13 protein-coding genes are annotated in these 19,984 nt (G+C 67.7%); 10 read left to right on the top strand and 3 right to left on the bottom strand.

Going from position 1 to position 19,984, the window contains the following annotated elements:
• Positions 1-178 precede the first annotated feature (178 nt).
• From ASD35_RS18715 to ASD35_RS18705, 3 genes are read right to left on the bottom strand one after another with little or no spacing between them, the layout of a single operon-like run.
• The gene (locus tag ASD35_RS18715) at positions 179-2,599 is read right to left on the bottom strand and encodes an FtsX-like permease family protein (protein WP_056876482.1); all 2,421 of its coding nucleotides are present in this window, start codon (positions 2,597-2,599) and stop codon (positions 179-181) included.
• 11 nt (positions 2,600-2,610) lie between these two features.
• Positions 2,611-3,288, bottom strand: a complete 678-nt coding sequence (locus ASD35_RS18710) for an ABC transporter ATP-binding protein (protein WP_056876481.1) — start codon at positions 3,286-3,288, stop codon at positions 2,611-2,613.
• An 11-nt stretch (positions 3,289-3,299) separates the two neighbouring features.
• Positions 3,300-4,535 carry an efflux RND transporter periplasmic adaptor subunit gene (locus tag ASD35_RS18705; RefSeq protein ID WP_056876480.1) on the bottom strand — a complete coding sequence of 412 codons (1,236 nt, stop codon included), beginning with the start codon at positions 4,533-4,535 and terminating at the stop codon, positions 3,300-3,302.
• Between ASD35_RS18705 and ASD35_RS18700 the strand changes: the two genes are divergently transcribed.
• The 10 genes from ASD35_RS18700 to ASD35_RS18655 all read left to right on the top strand — a co-directional run bounded on the left by ASD35_RS18700 (position 4,534) and on the right by ASD35_RS18655 (position 19,976).
• Positions 4,534-5,922: a sigma-54 dependent transcriptional regulator gene (locus ASD35_RS18700; protein WP_200956074.1), complete on the top strand. Its 1,389-nt coding sequence runs from the start codon at positions 4,534-4,536 to the stop codon at positions 5,920-5,922. The genes ASD35_RS18705 and ASD35_RS18700 overlap by 2 nt on opposite strands.
• Positions 5,912-7,063 carry a PAS domain-containing sensor histidine kinase gene (locus ASD35_RS18695; RefSeq protein ID WP_056876479.1) on the top strand — a complete coding sequence of 384 codons (1,152 nt, stop codon included), beginning with the start codon at positions 5,912-5,914 and terminating at the stop codon, positions 7,061-7,063. The genes ASD35_RS18700 and ASD35_RS18695 overlap by 11 nt, the downstream gene beginning before the upstream one ends.
• 282 nt (positions 7,064-7,345) lie before the next feature.
• Complete coding sequence (locus ASD35_RS18690) at positions 7,346-8,476, top strand: glycoside hydrolase family 43 protein (RefSeq protein WP_056876478.1); 1,131 nt, start codon at positions 7,346-7,348, stop codon at positions 8,474-8,476.
• Positions 8,473-10,041, top strand: coding sequence for an alpha-N-arabinofuranosidase (locus tag ASD35_RS18685; RefSeq protein WP_056876477.1), 1,569 nt, complete (start codon positions 8,473-8,475; stop codon positions 10,039-10,041). The genes ASD35_RS18690 and ASD35_RS18685 overlap by 4 nt, the downstream gene beginning before the upstream one ends.
• Positions 10,042-10,138: 97 nt before the next feature.
• Positions 10,139-11,197, top strand: coding sequence for a LacI family DNA-binding transcriptional regulator (locus ASD35_RS18680; RefSeq protein WP_056876476.1), 1,059 nt, complete (start codon positions 10,139-10,141; stop codon positions 11,195-11,197).
• Between the two features lie 695 nt (positions 11,198-11,892).
• Positions 11,893-14,796: a TonB-dependent receptor gene (locus ASD35_RS18675; RefSeq protein ID WP_056876475.1), complete on the top strand. Its 2,904-nt coding sequence runs from the start codon at positions 11,893-11,895 to the stop codon at positions 14,794-14,796.
• Positions 14,759-15,940, top strand: coding sequence for a hypothetical protein (locus tag ASD35_RS18670; RefSeq protein ID WP_157275664.1), 1,182 nt, complete (start codon positions 14,759-14,761; stop codon positions 15,938-15,940). The genes ASD35_RS18675 and ASD35_RS18670 overlap by 38 nt, the downstream gene beginning before the upstream one ends.
• Entirely contained in the window at positions 15,937-17,151 is a 1,215-nt protein-coding gene (locus tag ASD35_RS18665; RefSeq protein WP_056876473.1) for an AGE family epimerase/isomerase, read from the top strand. The genes ASD35_RS18670 and ASD35_RS18665 overlap by 4 nt, the downstream gene beginning before the upstream one ends.
• Positions 17,148-18,077 (top strand): carbohydrate kinase, encoded by a 930-nt coding sequence (locus ASD35_RS18660; protein ID WP_056876472.1) that lies wholly within the window; start codon positions 17,148-17,150, stop codon positions 18,075-18,077. The genes ASD35_RS18665 and ASD35_RS18660 overlap by 4 nt, the downstream gene beginning before the upstream one ends.
• A gap of 9 nt (positions 18,078-18,086) precedes the next feature.
• On the top strand, positions 18,087-19,976 hold the full coding sequence (locus ASD35_RS18655) for a glycoside hydrolase family 97 protein (RefSeq protein ID WP_056876471.1): 1,890 nt from the start codon (positions 18,087-18,089) through the stop codon (positions 19,974-19,976).
• Positions 19,977-19,984: the final 8 nt, after the last annotated feature.

The raw sequence follows: 19,984 nt of genomic DNA, 5'->3' as shown, positions 1-19,984 counted from the left end.
CGCTTCGGCTCGCCCCCCAGGCTTCCTCGTCGGCGGCCGTCCCTCCTTCCTCGCAAGAGGATTCAGTTGCAGCACCCTCAGGCTTGCCAGCCGAAGCAGCGCCGGAAGAGCCTCGGATGCATGAAAACGAGGCCCCGCTCAACTTGAGCCTGGACGCACTGGGCGCGTCCCACACAGCTCAGTCATGACGCAACCCCCAGCTCGGCGCGGCGCGACTGGCGCGCAGCGACTGGCCGAGCACCGTCAGCACCGCGATGCCCATGGCAAGCACCGTCGCGCCAACGAAGTAGAGCGGCGAGAGTTCGATCCGGTCGTCGAAGCCGGCCAGCCACTTGCGCATCGCCACGAAGGCCAGTGGCCATGCGAGCAGGTTGGCGATGAGCACGGGCCGCAGGAACTGGCCAACGAGCAGCCTCGCGATATCGGCGGATGAGGCACCCAGCGTCTTGCGGATGCCGATCTCCTTCACCCGCCGCTGGGTGTTGAACGAGGCGAGGCCCCACAGCCCGACGCAGCCGATCAGGACCGCCAGCGCCGCGCCGATGCCGAACAGGCGGGTGGCGCGATCATCGGCTTCGTAGAACTGCGCCAGCCGCCGGTCCGCGGTCGCGGCCACGAACGGCACCTGCGGCACGAGCCGCAGCCAGACTTGCCGCGCGGCGGCCAATGTCGCCTGCGGATCGCCGGTGAACCGGATCGCGGCGACGGGCTTTGCGGGACCCTCGCGGTAGTACTGGTAGCTGGTCGTGTCGTCGGGTGCCCGCGGTGAGAAGAACCGCAACTGCTCGATGACACCGATGATCGTGCGCGGCATCGCGCCGCCCACGGTCTTGCCGACCGCCTGCTGTGCCGACGCGAAGCCGAGCCGTTTCGCCGTCTCCAGGTTGATGACGATGTTGCGGCCGAGCTTCCACTTCTGCCAATCGCTGGCGTCGTCCGCAGCATGCGCGTCGTCGAACAGCCGGCCCGCGAGCAGGCGTGGCGCGTAGGTCTCGAAGTACCCCGGCCCGACGCTGATCACGCGGATCGTGACGCCCGGCGCCGGGTGGCCCGGCATGTCGATGGCATCGAGCGCGGCATTGCCATCGACGCCCGCGCCCACGTTCGCGCTGCCGACGGCGCGGACCCCGGGCAACTCGCGGAATGCTGCAAGGATCGCGCGGGCCTGCGGTGGGCTGATGCCGATCTCCGCAAGGGAGGGCACCATCAGCAGACCCTCGCGCTGGAAGCCGAGATCGGCGTTGCGCATGTGATGGGTCTGTGCGACGAGCACCGCCGTGCCGATGACGAAGGCGGTCGAGAGCGCGAACTGCAAGACGACCAGCGCCTCGCGGACGCGGGCGCCGGCGCGGCCGCCGCCCGGTGCTCGCGCCGACGCGAGCACCGCCGCCGCGGGAAACCGTGACAGGAGCAAGGCCGGATAGAAACCGGCCGCCAGCGCGATCGGCACCGTGGCCGCCGTCAGCGCCGGCACGACCAGCGAGTAGGGCAGGGTGAGCGACAGCCCGCCGGCGGCATTGACCCACGGCAGGCTCAGTTCCGCGAGGATCAGGCCAGCCAGCGCAGCAACGGCCACCGTCAGCAGTGCTTCACTCAGGAACTGGCCGACCAGTGCACGCCGGTCCGCACCCAGCACCTTGCGCATCGCCACTTCACGCGCGCGCACCCCGGCCCGGGCGGTGGCGAGGTTGACGTAGTTGACGATCGCGATCAGCAGGGCGATCAGCCCGACGATGCCCAGTGCCACCACCGTCGTCTTGCGGCCCGCGCTTTCCGACCCCTGCGGCTGCAGGTGCATGTCGGACAAGGGCAGCAACGGCAAGGACAGGAACCGTGACGGCTGCGGCCCCATGCTGGTGGCACGGCGATCGATCATCGCCGGCAGCGTTTGCGCCAGCGCCAGCCGCTGCGCCGCCGTGTCGAAGCGCAGGAAGGTGGAGACCGAGGCCGTGCCCCACATGTACCACTGCCATTGGCCGGCAGGCGCGCCCTTGGGCAAGGGGATGAGGATAGACAGCCGCAGTTCGCTGTTGGCCGGCAGATCCTCGAAAACACCGGCGATGCGGTACATGGCAGGCCAGTCGATGGAGACGGTCAGCGGCTGACCGACCGGATCCGTGCTGCCGAAATACATGCGCGCCGTCGAGCGGCTGATGAGCGCGCTGGTCGGATCGGTGAGCGCGCTGCCGCTGCCCTTGAGCATCGGCAGGGCGAACACGTCGAAGAACGATGGATCCACCTGCGCCACGTCCTCCTTGATGGCTTCGGCGCCCCGCTGCACGCTGCCGCCATCCTTGCCGCCGCGGATGCGCGTGCCCAGAACGCCCGGGTGGTCCTCACGCAGTTGCTCCAGCAAGCCGCCCATGGTCATCGAGTAAGCGCCGCTGAACGGGCTGCCGGGCAGGTCGATGCGCGTCTGCACGAGGTAGATCTGTTCATGGCCAGGCAGCCACTTCTCGTAGCTGGTTTCGAATCGCACATAGAGCGACAGCACCAGGAACACCGCGATGCCCACGGCCAGCCCGCCGATGTTGAGCGCGGCGTGGAGCTTGTGGCGGGTCAGCGAACGGTAGAGCGACAACAGCGCGAAGCGGTTCATCGGCGCGGTCCTCAGATGGATCGGGCGGCGGAGGCCACGATGCGGCCGTCGAGCATGTCGATGCGGCGCTTCGCCATGTCGGCGTGGCTGGGCGAATGCGTGACCATGACGAGCGTGGCGCCCTCCGCGTTCAAGCCCGCGAGGATGTTCATCACCTGCTCGCCGTTGGCGGTGTCCAGGTTGCCGGTCGGCTCGTCGGCGAGGATCAACTTCGGATTGCCGACGATCGCGCGGGCGATCGCAGCGCGCTGCTGCTGCCCCCCGGACAGTTGGTGTGGAAAGTGGCGCGCGCGGTGGGCGATGCCGACCTTGTCGACCGCCGCCGCCACGCGCGCGCGCCGGTCGCCGGCATCGGCCCGGTAGGCCAGGCCGAGCGCGACATTCTCCTCGATCGTCAGCTCGTCGATGAGGTTGAAGCTTTGGAAGATGAAGCCCAGCGTCGCGGCGCGGAACTTCGCCAGTTCCTTCTCGTCGAGCATGGCGAGGTCGCGATCGCCGAACAGGTAGCGGCCGGCGGTCGGGCGGTCGACCGTGCCCAGCGTGTTGAGCAGCGTCGATTTGCCGCAGCCCGAGGGCCCCATGATGGCGACGAACTCGCCGGCTTCGACGTGGAGATCGATGTCGTGGAGCGCGGTCGTCTCCACCTCGTCGGAGACGTAGCGGCGCTGGATTTTCTCGAGACGGATCATGGCGTGGGCCTTCAGCGGATGTTGAGAACGTCGCCCTTCATGGACGCGGTGTGGGAGGTGACGATGCGGTCGCCCGGTTGGAGGCCGGACAGGATCTCGACCTGCTCCGGATTGCGGCGGCCGGTTTTCACGGCGCGCCGGCGGGCGTGTTCCCCATCGGCGTCGATGACGAAGGCCGACGTGCCGCCTCCGGCGGCCAGCCAGGCACCGACCGGCGCGACCAGGGCCGGCGCGGTGCTGCCGAGCGTGACGCGGATGTCGAGCGTCTGGCCGCGATGCAGGTCGGCGGGCGGCATGCCGTCGACCGCCAGTTCGACACGGAAGCGGCCGTCTTTCACCGCGGGCAGCACCTTCGAGACGGTCAGCGAGAGGCTCTCCGCGCTTGCCCGCTGGCCGACGGCAATGCGGCCGAGGAAGTATTCGTCGACGTCGGCGGTCAGCTTCCACGAGCCCTCGCTGTCCACCTGCCCCGCCGGGTCGCCCGGGCGCAGCGTCTGGCCGGGTTGGATCGTGAAGTTGATCAGCCGCCCGGCGCGAGGCGCGCGGATGGTCAACGTGTCCAGCCCGGCTCGCACCGCGGCCAGGTTGCGCTCCAGCCGCCCGTGCGTGTCATCCAGCCTGGCGCCCTGGGTGGCGGTGATGCGCGCCTCGTGTTCGTTGCCTTCACGCAGCTGGTTGAGCCGCCTCTGCTGGTAGGTCACTTCCTCCGCATAGCTCTTCACCCCCGCCGCGGAGACAAATCCGTCCTCGTGCAGTTGCTGACGGATCGACAGCTCCCGCCGCGCCTTCAGGAGGTCATAGGTGGCCTGCGCGATCTGGCCGGCACGATCCAGCCGGTTGCGTGCGATGCCCAAGCTCTCGCCCGCGACGTGGCCCAACTGGCTGGCGATCTGAGCCTCGCGCGTGAGCACGTCGAGCTGCAGGGCCGGGTTGGAAAGGGTGGCCAGCGCCTGCCCTTCAGCGACCATCGCGCCGTCCTGCACCAGCAGCTTCTCGACGTGCCCGCCGCTCAGCACGCCCACGAGTGTCGTCACCCTCGGGGCGACCGTGGCACGCACCGGCAGGTAGTCGGCGAAGGGCGCCCGGTCCACCACGCCGCTTTCGATGTCTGCAGTGGCGATGTCCGTCGACCCGCTCGCGGGCAGGAAGCGCCAGACCCATGCCGCCGTCAGCACCAGCGCCAGCACCATCAGCGTGGCGCGGCTGCGCCACCACGGGGTCGCGGCACGTTCGACGCGGCTGTCCATGCGCACCCCGGTGCTGGGTGCCGCTGGAGGCATGTTTGCGTGCACGAGCCGTTCGGTCATCATGCAGACAGTGTGGTTGCAGAAGGTCCGAAGGACTAAAAACGTGATGGCGCAACAACTTAGCGACGATCCACCGCAAGCCCTGCGTCCGGCGGTGGACACACTGTCCGGAAGTGGACGGTCGGGAAGGCTGTCAATCCTGCTGGTGGATGACAACCCGGCCGTCGCGGAGGCGATGGAGATCGCATTCCGCATGGCCGGGCATCGACTGGACACGGCGGCGGGGCCGGAGGCGGCGTACTCGCGCCTGGTCGCCGCCCGCTACGACGCGGTGCTGCTCGACATGAACTTCGCCGCGGGCCGGTCGGACGGTGGGGAGGGCTTGGCATGCCTGGAACGGATCGCCGCCGACGACCCGGCGGCGTGCGTGGTCGTCATCACCGCGCACAGCGGCATCCGCATTGCAGTGGCGGCCATGCAGGCCGGCGCACGGGACTTTGTGATGAAGCCTTGGCGCAATGCCGAACTGGTCGCCAAGGTCGAAGCCGCGGTCGGCCGCGCTCGCCCGACGGTGGCGGTGCCCGCCGCTGCGTCACAGGAGCCGGCACGGCTGCTCGGCGAAAGCGCGGCGATGCAGCGGCTGCGCGAACTCGTGCGCCGCTTCGGTCCGACCGGCGCGGGCGTCATCGTCACCGGGCCGGCGGGCAGCGGCCGCACGCTGACCGCACTGGCGCTCCACGCCCACTCCGCCGGCGCCGCAACGCCTCCGCTGCGCATCGACCTCCGCGACGACGCCGCCTGGGACCGGCTCGACGGGGCGGCAGGTACCGTCCTGTTGCGCCATCCCGACCAACTGGATGCAGTGGCCCAAGCGCGCTTGCTCGAGCGCCTGCCCCTTGCGGTCCGATGCATCGCAATCGCTGACAGCGTGGCGCCGCTGACGCCTGCGCTGCAGCGCCGTGTGGCAACGGTCGAGGTCGCCGTACCGCCGCTGGCCGCACGCGGCGAAGACGCCGTCTTGCTCGCCCGGCACTTCGCCCGCGTCGCCGCCCAGCGGTTCGCACGCCCCGGCGCGAGGCTGACGGAAGCGGCCGAGACAGCGGTGCAAGCGGGCGCATGGCCCGACCAGGTGCGGGGTCTCGCGCTGGCGATCGAGCGCGCCGTGCTCCTGACCGAAGGCGGCACGATCACCGCCGCGGCACTCGCGCCTCCCGTGCCCGCACCGGTCACCGAAACGCCATCTGGCGGATTCGGCCTGATCGACGCCGAACGCGCGGTCATCGCGGCGGCATTGCGCGAGCATCGCCACAACGTCACCCATGCCGCCGCTGCGCTTGGCTTGAGCCGCGGCGCGCTGTACCGCCGCATGACACGCCATGGGCTCTAGGCGCGGCCTGCGCGCGGTCGTCCATGCGATCGGGCTTGTCGCATGCGGCGTCGCAGCGGGCACCGCAGTGCACCAGGGGTACTGGGGGCTGCTCGCGGGCGCTGTGCTGGTCGCGGTACGGCTGGGTGCACTGAACTGGTGGCAGGCCGCAAGGCCGCACTCGACACCCGAGCCGGTTGCGGCAGCGTCGGACGCCGTTACGTCGCGCCTGCTGCTGGACGCCGCCCCGACACCGATGCTGGCGATCGACGGAGGTAGCGCCCGCGCGCTCAACCGCGCCGCGCGTCGGTTGTTCGCCACCGACGACCGCATCCTGCCCGTGCCGCCGGAACTGTCGGACCGCGGTGCCCGTCATCTGCGACACCACGCGCGTGGCTGGCGCATCGATCGCGTCATGCTGGGCGACGGCATGGTCGTCGCGCTGATCGACATCGAGCAGGAAGAGCGCGCGGCGGAGGCACGCGCGAGTGCCGAGCTGATCCAGGTCCTCGGCCACGAACTGCTCAACGGCCTGGCGCCGATCGCATCCTTGGCCGAGAGCGGGCTTGCGGCGGTCGGGCAGGCCAGCGTCGACCGGACGCTGCTGCGGGACATCCTCGCCACGCTGGCGCGCCGCGCGGAAGGGCTGCAGCGCTTCGCCGAGGCCTATCGCACGCTGGCCCGGCTGCCCGATCCGCTGCTGCTCCCGGCGGCGGTGCGGCCGATGCTGAACGATCTGGCGCGGCTGTTCGCCAGCCGTTGGCCGGATGTCGGTCTGACCGTCGAGGCCGCGGACGACGTGCGTTGGCCGATGGATCGCGACCAGGTCAGCCAGGCGTTGTGGGCCCTGCTTCAAAACGCCGCAGAGGCGGTGCTGGGCCGCAACGACGGCCACGTGACGCTGACGGCTCGCATGGCCGATGCCGGCCTCACCATGGAGATCAGCGACAACGGCCCGGGCATCCCACCCGAAGCCGCCGCGCGCATCTTTCGCCCGTTCCACACCACCAAGCCCGAGGGCACGGGCATTGGACTCAGCCTCGCCCGCCAGATCGCACAGGCCCATGGCGGCACGCTGACGCTCGGCAGCGGCGCCGCTCTCACGACGTTCCGGCTGGTGCTTCCCGGGACCGACAGCGGACACACTCAACCGGCGGGTTGAGCAACCGGACGTCCGCGGCCGCAGCCACCTTTAAATTTGCATATATCAACGTCCAACTTTCATACGTGCTTCCGGTCCTGACGGGGTAGCCTGTCGACAGTTTTCGAGCTCCGGGCTTGAATCGGTGACATGGTGGGCGGTCTGGCTTCCCCTTACGGCTCCGGACGGATAACCCGGCAAGCCAGATCGCGCAGAAGTCGCTTTTTTTTCTATTGATATGGCACCGATACCATATTCACGACGGTTGGTTTGTTCAGGCCGTCAAATCATTAAAAGGAAATCATGAGGCGGTTGCTCCAGTCCCTTTTAGCGTTGCCACTGCTGGCAGCTGCCGCCTTGTGTGCCCAGGCGCAGGTGCCGCCACTGGAGGTCGCTCATCCGGCCAAGGTGCTGAGCCTCATCGACAAGCTGCCGGCGCGGCCCGAACGGGCGTCGGTGGAGGGGAAGCCTCTGACCGCCTACCTGCTCGTCTACTTCAAGGACGAGACGCACGATATCTACTTCGCCACCTCGGGCGATGGCTACACCTTCACCGACGTGAACGGCGGCCAGCCGGTCTTCCTGGGTCGGGTGCTGGCCGAGCAGAAGGGCGTGCGCGACCCGCACCTGATGCGCGGGCCGGATGGCGCCTTCTACATGGCGATGACGGACCTGCACATCTTCGCCAAGCCCGCGGGCCTGCGCGAGACCGAGTGGGAACGGCCCGGCGAGGACTACGGCTGGGGCAACAACCGCAATCTCATCTTCATGAAGTCCTGGGACCTGCTGCACTGGACGCACCACCGCGTGCCGGTGGCCCAGCTGTTCCCGCAGGGCGGCGACCTCGGCGTCGTCTGGGCACCCGAAACCATCTGGGACGCCAAGGCGGGCAAGCCGATGGTCTATTACACGACCCGCGTGAAGAAGGGCGCCGACCACCTCGTCTACGCCTATGCCGACGCCGATTTCACGACGCTGACCACGCCGCCCGAGCCGCTGTTCACCTACCCGGTGAAGGGCAAGAGTGCCATCGACGGCGACATCACGCGCATCGGCGACCGCTTCCACATGTTCTACGTCGCGCATGACACGCCGGGCCACCTGCGCCAGGCGGTGTCGGACCGCATCAACGGCGGCTACGTCTTCAACCCGCAGAAGATCGACCCCGAGACCGTGGGCACCGAAGCACCCAACCTGTGGCGCCGCCACGGCAGCGACACCTGGGTGCTGATGTACGACGTGTTCGGCGCCAAGCCGCGCAACAACATGGGTTTCTCGGAGACCACGGACTTCGTGAACTTCAAGAACCTGGGCCGTTTCAACGAGCCGGGTTCGCCGATGAAGGCGACCAACTTCGTCGGCGCAAAGCATGGCGCCGTCATCGCCATCGCGCCGGAAGAGGCGCAGCGGTTGCAAACCTACTTCGCCCCATGAAAGCGCTCCTCGCCTGCCTGCTGTCGCTGGGCGCTGCCTTCGCCCAGGCGGACGGCAGCTGTCTGGACGCGCGCTCGCCCGGCCCCGTCATCCACAAGGAGGTCTACGGCCAATTCGTGGAGCACCTGGGCCGCGGCGTCTACGAGGGCATCTGGGTGGGGCCGCAATCACCCATTCCCAACACGCGCGGCATCCGCAATGACGTCGTCGCCGCGCTGCGCCGGATCAAGGTTCCCGTCGTGCGCTGGCCGGGCGGCTGCTTCGCTGACGACTACCACTGGCGCCATGGCGTCGGCCCGCAGCGCCAGCCCAGCATCAATTCCAGCTGGAGCAACGCCATCGAGCCCAACACCTTCGGCACGCACGAGTTCATGGACTTCATCGAGCAGATCGGTACCCAGCCTTATGTCGGCGTGAACATGGGCTCGGGCAGCGTCGAGGAAGCGCAGGGCTGGATGCAATACATGACGGCGCCGGCCACCACGGCGCCCGGCGCCGAGCGCGCACGCAACGGCCGCTCCGAGCCATGGGCAGTCCCGTTCGTCGGCGTCGGCAACGAGAGCTGGGGCTGCGGCGGCCACATGTACGCCGAGGAGTACGCCAACCGCTACCGGCAGTTCCAGGGCTACCTCAAGTCGTACGCCGGCCCCGGTGTGCGCAAGATTGCCACCGGCCCGGACACCGACGACTACGAATGGACCGACACCGTCATGCGGCTGGCGACGAGGTTTCGCCCGAACGCGACCTCGCCCATCCTCTACAGCCCGCCCAAGCCGCTGCTGGACGGCCTGTCGCTGCACTTCTACACGCTGCCCAGCAACCGCTGGGGCGGCGTGCACCCCGCGCGCGGCTTCGATGAGGCCGCGTGGATCTCGACGATGAAGCGCGCGTTGCTGATGGACGAACTCGTCGGCAAGCACAGCGCCATCATGGACAAATACGACCCGGCCAAGGAGGTCGCGCTCGTCGTCGACGAATGGGGAACCTGGTACGACAAGGAACCCGACGGCCCTGGTGGCCTGTGGCAGCAGAACACCCTGCGCGACGCATTGGTGGCCGCGGTCACGCTGAACGTTTTCCACGCCCACGCCGAGCGCGTGCGCATGGCCAACGTGGCGCAGATGGTCAACGTGCTGCAGGCCATGATCCTGACCGACGGCCCGCGCATGCTGGTCACGCCGACCTACCATGTGTTCGACCTCTACCAAGTGCACCAGGACGCCCGCCGGCTGCCGCTGACGCTCGACGTCCCGCGCTACCGCCACGGTGAGCTGGATGTGCCGGCCGTGACGGGCACGGCCAGCGTCGACGCGGCCGGCCGAACGCATGTGTCGCTTGCCAACCTGGACCCCACCCGGCCCCACCGCCTGACGCTGGAGGTGCTGGGGCTGAAGCCCGGCGCCGTGAAGGGCCGGGTCTTGACGGCACCGGCGATGGACAGCTTCAACAGCTTCGATGCGCCTGACACCGTCGCGCCGCGTGACTTCCACGGTGCACGGTGGACCGGCTCGGCACTGACGGTCGACTTGCCGGCGCGGTCGGTGGTTGGTTTGGAGCTTCATTGAGGGGCGCTGCCGGGGCATTACATTGGCTGGTTTTCGGAAGTTCGAATATTCCAATCCCGATGCCAACAATTTATCGAACCGTGCTCGTGCGACACATATGAGAAAACCCAGCAAGCTCATCGAAGTGGCGCGGCTGGCGGGTGTTGCGCACATCACCGCTTCGCGTGCCATTCGCGGCGAGGGCTATGTTTCGGAAGACACGCGCGCCCGTGTCATGGAAGCCGCCGCGCAGCTGAACTACACGCCCGACATTGTCGCCCGGCGCATGCGCACCAAAGGAAGCCGGCTGATCGGCATCTTTGTGCACAACATCGGATCGCTCTTCATTCATGAAATCACCAAGGTCATCAGCGAAAAGGCGGATGCGCTGGGCTATGACATCCTGGTTTTCAATGCCGAGCGATTCGAAGGCGCGGACCGCGTTGGCACGCGCGACATGCTGGCCAAGTTTTGTGCCGGGCTGATATTGCCGATGCCGAGCATGGACGATAGCTATTTGAGCGAACTCGAGCAGCGTCAGCAGGCTTGCGTCTTTCTGAATTTCGATGCGCGTCCCGTTAAATTGCCCGTAGTTGCGCTGGAAAACCGCAAGGGCGCGCTGATGGCGATGCAGCACCTCCTGTCGCTGGGGCATCGACGGATCGCCTTCATTGCCGGCACCAAATACACCGGTCAAAGTGCTGAGCGCGAGGCCGCTTATGTCGAGGCACTCGTTGCCGCGGGTCTGGAGGTAGACCCGAAATTGATTGTTCATGGCGCGTTCATCCAAACCGGCGGCTTCGCTGCGACCGAGCAATTGCTGGATTTGCCGCAACCGCCTACCGCGATATTCGCCGCCAATGACGAAATGGCCATGGGAGCCATCGACGCCATTCGCGCCCGGGGTTTCCGCGTGCCGCACGATCTGTCCGTGATCGGCTTCGACGATCTGCCCACCGCGCGACATGTGCACCCGCCACTGACGACCATCAAACAGCCCATCGCGGAAATGAGCGCGCGCGCGATGACGGAATTGATCGCATTGATAGAAGGCAAAAGCCGGCATGCGCCGGGGACGAGAATCCTCTTTGCGCCGGAACTCGTCGTCCGCCAATCCACCGGGCCGGTCAAAACCAAGGGGGAGGGCGAATCGGCGTCGAGCACGGCGGTTGCATAAAGCGGCTCAACGCAACGGCAGACTTGCCGTTGCGGACGACCGTGCCTAAATGGCTGCAGGATTGAATCTGGATGGATTTTTTGACGTAGGTGTTCACCCGCAGGTCGTGGAATCCACGGTTGACACCTAAATCCGGTACGGCTATCTTCTCACAGTGTCAGGCGGACATGGCCTGACAACCAGCCAGCAAATTTTTTTGAAGCAGTATGGTATCGGTGCCATATCGCTTCTAGGGTTGGGGGAAAGGCGGAACGAGCTTCCGTAACGGCATCGGCGACAAATAACGCTGAGCTATTCTTTTGTTGCCATGTGGTATCGGTGTCATACCGCGCAGGCGACGGACTAATAATGGAGACAAAGGATGATCACACCAAGGTATGTCGCGTTTGAGCGCGGCGAGCGGGCGCATGCGTTCACCGCGTGGTTAAAAAATGCCGAGTGTTGGCGCTCGCCGCTATAAACCAAAGTTACTCCGGGGAGTTGTGAAGCAACTCCTTTAGCCCCCCGGCCACCGGTTGGGCGCTTTTTATGCCGGGCATTGCGGAGGAGCCACAAGCTCTCGCCCTCAAGAACCCTTTCACGCAGTAAATCAGAAACGTTTGATCGCGCAGCGCTCCGCATGGCAAGCCAGAACGCCTCGGCCCCAGGCGGCGCCGCATCAAACCCACAACAGACAGACCTCAAGGAAACCCATCATGAAGAAGCTCGTGGCCCTGCCGCTGCAGATTTCGCTGCTCGCCCTTGCCATCGGCCAGGCCTATGCCCAGTCCGACAAGCTGGAAACCGTCGTCGTTACCGGCATCCGCGCGAGTGCGCAGTCGTCGGTGGCGGTGAAGAAGAACGCCATGGAGGTTGTCGACGCCATCACGGCCGAGGACATCGGCAAGCTGCCCGACTCCAACGTCGCCGAAACGCTGACCCGCATCCCCGGCGTGCAGGGCTACCGCTATGGCGGCGAGGGCGCGTCGCCCGTTGGCGTGGGCTCGGGCCTGACCATCCGCGGCCTGGCCAACCAGACGGCTTCGCAGGTGGATGGCCGCGCCTACTTCACCGCCGGCGCCCGTGAGTTCAACGTCGAAGGCGCCATCCCCGCGATGGTGGCCGGCATCGATGTGTTCAAGAACCCGTCGGCTGAACACATCGAGGGCGGCATCGGCGGCCTGGTCAACATCCGCACCCGCAAGCCCAGCGATTTCCGCAAGCCCACCTACAGCTTCGCCGTCAACGGCCGCTACAACGACCTGGCCAACAAGCTCGACCCGGAAGTCTCCGGCTTGGCCGCCAACAGCTGGAACCTGGGCGGCGGCGAGCGCATCGGCGCCATGATCGCGGGTGTCTACCAGAAGAGCACCGGCCGCTCCGACAACAACCCCGCCAACGGCGGCATCAACCTCAAGCGCGTGGTGCGCGCCGACAGCGCCGAGTACGCGACGCTCGCGGCCGCCAACACCGGCAACAGCACGGATAGGGCCCTGCAGAAGTACGTCGGTCGCAGCGACGTCTCCCTGTTGACCGGCGTCGGCGCGACGCTGCCCACCACCTCAGGCCAGGACGCCAACCTGGTCGCCGCACCGGGCCTGACGACCAACGTCTTCCAAGAGACCATCATGCGCACGCGCAAGGGCCTCAACCTGGCGGCGGACTACCGCAAGAGCGACACGCTGCGCTTCTACGTCGACGCCAACTACAACTACTACCTCTACCACCAGAACTACCGCGGCCTGAACTCGATCGACGGCGGCGTGGGCAACGGCGGCAACGGCAATGTGCAGAACCTGCAGACGGCGGCCTTCAACCTCACCGAAGGCCTGGCCAACCGCAACCTGAACGGCGGCAGCGACGACGTGCTGCTGACCAAGCGGGTGCTGAGCGGCAACTTCCTCGACTCCACGGCCACCACCACCGGCGGCGACGAAAACCATCCCTACAAGACCTGGATCGCCGCCACCGGTGTGGAGTGGAAGCCCACCCCGGCGCTGTCGCTCAAGGGCGACTTCAGCTACATCAAGGCCGACCAGAGCGTGGACAACCGCTCGGTGCAACTCGTCTCGGCCCCCGGCCTGACTTGGACCACCACGCGCATCGCCGACGGCGAGCCGCACCAGCTCACCTTCTCGAACGGCCCGAGCTTTGCTGACCCGGCCACCTGGGTGTTCAACAACTACGGCAACGGCAACCGCCAGACCTGGAACGACAAGGGCTATGCCGCCGCGCTGAATGGCGAGTACGAGCTGGACAGCGGCTTCTTCACGACGATCAAGTTCGGTGCGCGCGCCGCCAACCAGCAGGACCTGAACAGGAGCTTTTCCTACAGCGGCAAGAACCTGACCACCGACGGTGCCGGCCGCACCCTTGCCAACCAGATCCTGGTGAGCACCATGCCGGGCGTCTTGCAGGCCGCGCCGAGCAACTTCATGGGCTACACGACCGGCTACTCGGGTGGCTACCTCGTCTACTCGCCCGACGCGCTGCTGGGCGACCAGGTGCGCACGGCCTTCGGCAACGCCGGCATCCCCGCCGACAACGCGCTGCCCGAGAACGCCGTCAACCGCCGCAAGTTCGACGAGCACACCTATGCGGCCTACGCGGTGGGCGAGTTCTCGGCGCTGGACAACCGCATTCGCGGCAGCGTCGGCCTGCGCCTGGTGCGCACGCAGACCGAGATCCAGGCTCGCCAGGCGGGCGCATCGGTGGTCGACGTGGTGAAGAACACCTCCTACACCAATGCGCTGCCTTCGCTCAACGTCATCGGCGAGATCAGCAAGGACTTCCTGGCCCGCTTCGGCTATGGCCGCGGCATGACCCGCCCGGCCATCGGCGACCTGAGCCCGGGCGGCACGCTCAACACGACCAACGGCACCGTGGGCCTGGGCAACCCCGACCTGCGTCCGCAGGTGGCCGACAGCCTCGACCTGAGCCTGGAGCGCTACTTCACGCCCACCAACTACGTGGCGCTGGGCCTGTTCGACAAGCAGATCAAGGACGCGCCCAACGCCATCCTGAGCTGCCAGACGCTCGGCCAGGCGTACAGCGGCACGATCAACAACGGCTGCAGCAACGGCCAGTGGGCGGTGACCCAGGCGGTCAACTCGCTGAAGGGCTATGCACGCGGTGCCGAGCTGTCGGGCCAGTACTTCTTCGACGCCAACGCCGGCTGGCTGCAGCACTTCGGCATGTCGGCGTCCTATACCTATGTGACGACGTCTATCCCCGTCAACTTCGGCTCCGCGGCGGCGCCACGCATCGTCGATGCCAGCCAGGCCTTCGTGTCCAAGCGCAACTACACGCTGGCGGGCATGTATGAGGACAGCACGATGTCGGCCCGGCTGACCTACACCTGGCGCTCCGACCAGGTGCTGTTCGGCGTGTCGGCCAACCCTGTCGATGGCCGCTACATCGGCGCGTACGGCATCCTCGACGCGGCGTTCAACTACAACCTGAACAAGAACCTCGCGCTGACGGTCAACGCCATGAACCTGACGAACCGCGGCCTGAACCGCTATGTCGGCGAACCCGGCGCGTACGCCACCGGCCTGGAACGCCAGCACTACGACAACGGCCGTGCCTTCCTGGTGGGCCTGCGCTACAAGTTCGACTGACGCCCCTTCGGCCGCCTCCGGCGGCCCGGATGCTGCGTGTTGCGGCGTCCGGGCGGCGGGCTGCAACCGGCGCGCACCACCCCATATGCAACCTATCCATCCACCGGCAGAGGCGACGGACCCGCTTTCGTGGCGAATCCAATGGGATTTCGGCAGCGCAAGCGTTCAGGCACTGGGCGCCATGCTGGGGCCGGTGGAATTTCGTCTCGACGACGCTCGGCATCTGCAGGTCATGCATGTCGCGCCCTGGGCCGACACGTCTGAAGCGCGGGGGCTGCCCGGCATCCTGCGTCGGCTCCGGGGCGAGTGGCCCTGCGTGCCTTTCGGGCGCACCGATGCGCCGACGGACTTGCCGTTGAACTGGCAGGTGATCGCGCCCGACGATGCGTGGCCGCACGGCTTTGGCGCCAACCACCCTTGGCATTGCGAACACGCCGACTCGCAGCGTGTCGACCTCGCCATCGACTATCCCGACCCGTCGCCCGTGGCGCGCCTGGAGCGGCGCGTTCAAGCCGTTGCCGGCATGGCCGCCCTCGACGTGGAACTGGTGGTCCATCCGCGGCGCAGCGTGCGGCTGCCCGCGGGCCTGCACCCCACCTTCCGCCTGCCCGGGCGGGCAGGGCGGTTGCAGGTCGAACTGGGCGCGCACGAAGGCATCTTTGCGTATCCCAGCCGAAGCACGGGCGGCGCCAGCCATCTGCTGCCCGACCAGCGCAGCGAGCACCTGGCCGCGATGCAGGGCGTGAACGGGCCGGTGGACCTCAGCCGCCTGCCGCTGCAGCAGGATGCCGAAGAGCTGCTGCAGGTGCGCGGATTGAAAGCAAGTGTGGGCGAAGCGCCGCTGCGCCTGCGCTATCTGGACGATGACGCCACCGTGGCGCTGTCGTGGGACACCGCCGACTTCCCCGACCTGATGCTGTGGATCAGCAACCGCGGCCGGCAGCACCCGCCGTGGCAGGGGAGGCATGTAGCGCTCGGCGCCGAGCCTGTCAACAGCTTCTTCGACCTCGGCCGTGTCGCCCGCGCGCCTGAAGGTCATGCGCTGGCGGCCCGCCTCGGCATCCGCCTGGAAGCAGGCCGCCCGTGGAAGACGCGCTACCGCATTGCTGCGAACAGCAACTCGTCGAACCAGGACCGAGCGTGACCCCTTCCTTTCGCAGCAGAGCCTTCCTGTTGAAGCACGTCGACCAGACGATGCACTTCTATCACCCGCGCTGCGTCGATCCGGTCGGTGGCTTCTTTCACTTCTTCCGTGACGACGGGCACGTGTACGACGCCCAGACGCGGCACCTGGTCAGCAGCGCGCGCTTCGTCTTCAACTATGCGATGGCCTACCGGCACTTCGGCCGCCCCGAGTACCTCGACGCGGTCCACCATGGGCTGCGTTTCCTCCGCCAGGTGCATCGCGACCCGGCGACCGGTGGCTACACCTGGCTTTTGAAATGGGCCGGGGGCAGCAAGCAAGTCCTGGACGGCGACAACCATTGCTATGGACTGGCCTTCGTCCTGCTCGCCTACGCGCATGCATTGGCTGCCGGCGTCGAGGAGGCGCGCGGCCACCTGGCCGAGACCTTCGAGTTGATGGAACGCCGCTTCTGGCAGCCCGCCGGCGGCCTCTACGCCGACCAGGCGACGGCCGACTGGCTGACGCTGTCCAACTACCGCGGCCAGAACGCCAACATGCACGCCTGCGAGGCGCTGATCGCGGCCTATGAGGCGACCGGCGAGCTCCGCTATCTGCAGCGCGCGGAGCTGGTCGCGCACCACATCACCGTCCGCCAGGCCGGCCTTGCGGGCGGCCGCATCTGGGAGCACTACACCCAGGACTGGCAGGTCGACTGGGCCTACAACCTGGACGACAAGGCCAACCTGTTCCGCCCCTGGGGCTACCAGCCCGGCCACTTCACGGAGTGGTGCAAGCTGCTGCTCATCCTCGACCGTCACGCCGCCAGCCTTGCCCAGCCCGCGCACTGGCTGCTGCCCCGCGCCACCGCCTTGTTCGATGACGCCATGGCGCAAGCCTGGGACCCGGCTCACGGCGGCATTGCCTACGGCTTCGATCCCCAAGGCGTCGTCTGCGACGGCGACAAGTACTTCTGGGTGCAAGCCGAGTCCCTCGCCGCTGCGGCGCTGCTGGCGGCGCGCACGGGCGATGCCCGGTACTGGGACTGGTACGACCGCATCTGGGCCTACAGCTGGGCCCACATGGTGGACCACCGGCACGGCGCCTGGTACCGCATCCTGAGCCGCGACAACCGCAAGCTCAGCGACGAGAAAAGCCCCGCCGGCAAGACCGACTATCACACCATGGGCGCCTGCTACGAGGTGCTCAACGTGCTGGGAGCAGCGGCATGAACGGCGCGCTGCCCGAGTTCGTGTCGGTGGGTGAGGCCTTGACCGACATGATCCAGAAGCGCCCGGACGTCTGGTGCAGCCGCATCGGCGGTGCGGGCTTCAACGTCGCGCGCGCCATGGCGCGGCTGGGTGTCGCGAGCGCCTTCGCCGGTGCCGTGTCCACCGACGTGCTCGGCCGCGCGCTCTGCGAGGGCGCGCGGCTCGCGGCGCTCGACATGCGCTTCATCCAGCGGCGTGACAAGGCGCCGTTGCTGGCCATGGTCCACGAGACCTCGCCGCCCGACTACTTCTTCATCGGCGACGACAGTGCCGACCTGCACTTCGCACCCGAGGCGCTCCCTGCCGGCTGGGAGCGCGAGGTGCGCCACGTGCACTTTGGCGGCATCAGCCTGGCGCGCCAGCCGCTGGCGGAGCGGCTCATCCAGATGGCGATCCGGCTCAAGTCCCAGGGCGCGGCCATCAGCTACGACCCGAACTACCGCAAGCCGATGGATGGGCGCTACGACGCGACGCTGCGGACGATGTCGGGGCTGGCCGATGTCATCAAGGTGTCTGATGAAGACCTCGAAGGGCTGTTCCGGACCCGAGACACGGCCGCTGCCTTCACACGGCTGCGCGCGCTGAACCCGCGCGCGAGCGTGCTGCTGACCCGCGGTGCCGACGGGGCCGAGTTCCACTGCGGCGACGGCGCCTGGCGCGCCACGGCCCCCATCATCACGGTGGCCGACACCATCGGCGCGGGAGACGCGAGCATCAGCGCCTTGCTGTTCTCCCTCATGCGCCAGCCCGGTGCCGACGGCAGCCAGCGTCTGCGGATGGCCGTGGCCGCCGGCGCTGCCGCCTGCATGCAGCCGGGCGCCGCGCCGCCGACGATCGAGCAGGTGACGGCCCTCGTACCGGCCGTCGACGTCACGACCCTTGCCTGAGCGAGTCCCATGCGCCCACTCTTCTTCGTCCTCATCTCGTGGCTGTGCAGCCTGACGCTGGCGCGTGCCGGCGGCTTGGAGGAGACGCTGACCTCGCCCGACGGCCGCGTCGCCGTCACGCTGCAGCAAAGGGCCGATGCCGCTGGCAAGCGGGCGCTGTACTACAGCGTCCGCTACGAAGGCGGGACCGTCATCCGCGAGTCGCTGCTGGAGCTGCAGTTGGACAACCACCTGTCCGAGAGCGCGATGGCGCTACCCGTCGACCGCCGGCCGCGCTGGTTCGAGAACCTCCAGGTCGTCGGCACGCGCCGCAGCGCACACGACTCGACGTGGAAGCCCGTGACCGGCGAACGGGCGGAGGTCCGCGACCACTACCGGGCACTCAGCGTCGACCTGGTGAAAGACGACAACCCCATCTACCAGGTGACGGTCGAGGTGCGGGCCTATGACGCCGGCGTGGCGTTGCGCTTCGCCTTTCCCGAGAACCCCAAGGGCAGCTACTACCGCATCCTCAGCGAGGACACCGAGTTCGCGCTGCCTGCCGGCACGCGCGCCTGGTTCCACGGCTGGGCCCAGGCACCCTACCGCCTGCTGCCGCTGCGCGACTGGCCCGACCAGTCCGAGCGCCCGCTGACGCTGGAGCTGCCGAACGGCCTGCATGTGGCGCTGCTCGAGGCGCAGATGGTCGACTACGCGCGCACGAAGTTCAAGCTGAGCACCGCCCGGCCCGACACGCTGGTGACGGCCATGCACGACCCGGCCGACCTCATCTCGCCGTTCGCCACGCCGTGGCGCGGCATCATGGTCGCGCGCGCGCCCGGCAGGCTGATCGAGAACAACGACTTCATCCTGAACCTGAACCCGCCCTCGCGGATCGCCGACACGTCGTGGATCAAGCCGGGCAAGATCATGCGGGTGATGACGCAGACGACGGCCGCGGCCAAGGCGAACATCGACTTTGCCGCCCGTCACCAGTTGCAGTACATCCTCTTCGACTGGAAGTGGTACGGCCCGGCGTTCTCGTTCAGCTCGGACGCCACCCGCGTCGCCATCCCCGACTTCGACCTCCCGGGCATCATCGAGTACGCCAAGGCGCGCGGCATCGGCGTCTGGCTGTACGTGAACCAGCAGGCCTTGCTGGCCCAGTCGGACACGCTGTTCCAGACCTACCGCGACTGGGGCGTCAAGGGCGTCAAGTTCGGCTTCGTCCAGGTGGGCTCGCACCGCTGGACGACCTGGCTGGACAAGACCATCCAGCAGGCCGCCGCGGCACGCATCATGGTCAACGTGCATGACGACTGGCGCCCGACGGGCGAGCAGCGCACCTGGCCCCATCTGCTGACCGCCGAAGGCATCCGCGGCAACGAGGAGATGCCGGACGCGACCCACAACACCGTGCTGCCGTTCGTGCGCTTCCTGGCCGGCGCGGCGGACTACACGATCTGCTACTACGACCCGCGCATCAAGACGACGCATGCCCACCAACTGGCGCTCGCGGTCATCTACTACAGCCCCTTGCAGACGCTGTACTGGTACGACAAGCCGGAAATGTCGCAGGACGAGCCCGAACTGGCCTTCTGGGATCGCATCCCGACGGTGTGGGACGAGACGCGCGTGGTGCAAGGCCGGCCCGGCGAAAGCGTGACCATCGCCCGGCGCAAGGGTGACGAGTGGTTCGTGGGCAGCATCACCAACAACGACGCCCGCAGCATCAAGCTGCCGCTGTCCTTCCTGCCCCGGGGCCGGCGCTTCATCGCCACGGTCTATGCGGACGACGCCACCGTGCCGACACGCACCCGGGTGGGCGTCCGCACGCTGAAGGTCGTCGCCGACGATGTGTTGGCCTTGAACCTGCCGGCGTCCGGCGGCCAGGCGATCTGGCTCAGCCCGGAACGTTGATGCCGGTC

The organism is Pelomonas sp. Root1444, assembly GCF_001426885.1.
Taxonomy (GTDB): domain Bacteria; phylum Pseudomonadota; class Gammaproteobacteria; order Burkholderiales; family Burkholderiaceae_C; genus Pelomonas.
Note: the sequence above shows the minus strand (reverse complement) of the source record. Positions and strands in the feature narration are given on the sequence as shown.

Bases quoted from the DNA above. Each gene is read 5' to 3' on its own strand.
- ASD35_RS18715 (WP_056876482.1), bottom strand. From the start codon at position 2,599: ATGAACCGCTTCGCGCTGTTGTCGCTCTACCGTTCGCTGACCCGCCAC.
- ASD35_RS18710 (WP_056876481.1), bottom strand. From the start codon at position 3,288: ATGATCCGTCTCGAGAAAATCCAGCGCCGCTACGTCTCCGACGAGGTG.
- ASD35_RS18700 (WP_200956074.1), top strand. From the start codon at position 4,534: ATGCGCACCCCGGTGCTGGGTGCCGCTGGAGGCATGTTTGCGTGCACG.
- ASD35_RS18705 (WP_056876480.1), bottom strand. From the start codon at position 4,535: ATGGACAGCCGCGTCGAACGTGCCGCGACCCCGTGGTGGCGCAGCCGC.
- ASD35_RS18695 (WP_056876479.1), top strand. From the start codon at position 5,912: ATGGGCTCTAGGCGCGGCCTGCGCGCGGTCGTCCATGCGATCGGGCTT.
- ASD35_RS18690 (WP_056876478.1), top strand. From the start codon at position 7,346: ATGAGGCGGTTGCTCCAGTCCCTTTTAGCGTTGCCACTGCTGGCAGCT.
- ASD35_RS18685 (WP_056876477.1), top strand. From the start codon at position 8,473: ATGAAAGCGCTCCTCGCCTGCCTGCTGTCGCTGGGCGCTGCCTTCGCC.
- ASD35_RS18680 (WP_056876476.1), top strand. From the start codon at position 10,139: ATGAGAAAACCCAGCAAGCTCATCGAAGTGGCGCGGCTGGCGGGTGTT.
- ASD35_RS18675 (WP_056876475.1), top strand. From the start codon at position 11,893: ATGAAGAAGCTCGTGGCCCTGCCGCTGCAGATTTCGCTGCTCGCCCTT.
- ASD35_RS18660 (WP_056876472.1), top strand. From the start codon at position 17,148: ATGAACGGCGCGCTGCCCGAGTTCGTGTCGGTGGGTGAGGCCTTGACC.
- ASD35_RS18655 (WP_056876471.1), top strand. From the start codon at position 18,087: ATGCGCCCACTCTTCTTCGTCCTCATCTCGTGGCTGTGCAGCCTGACG.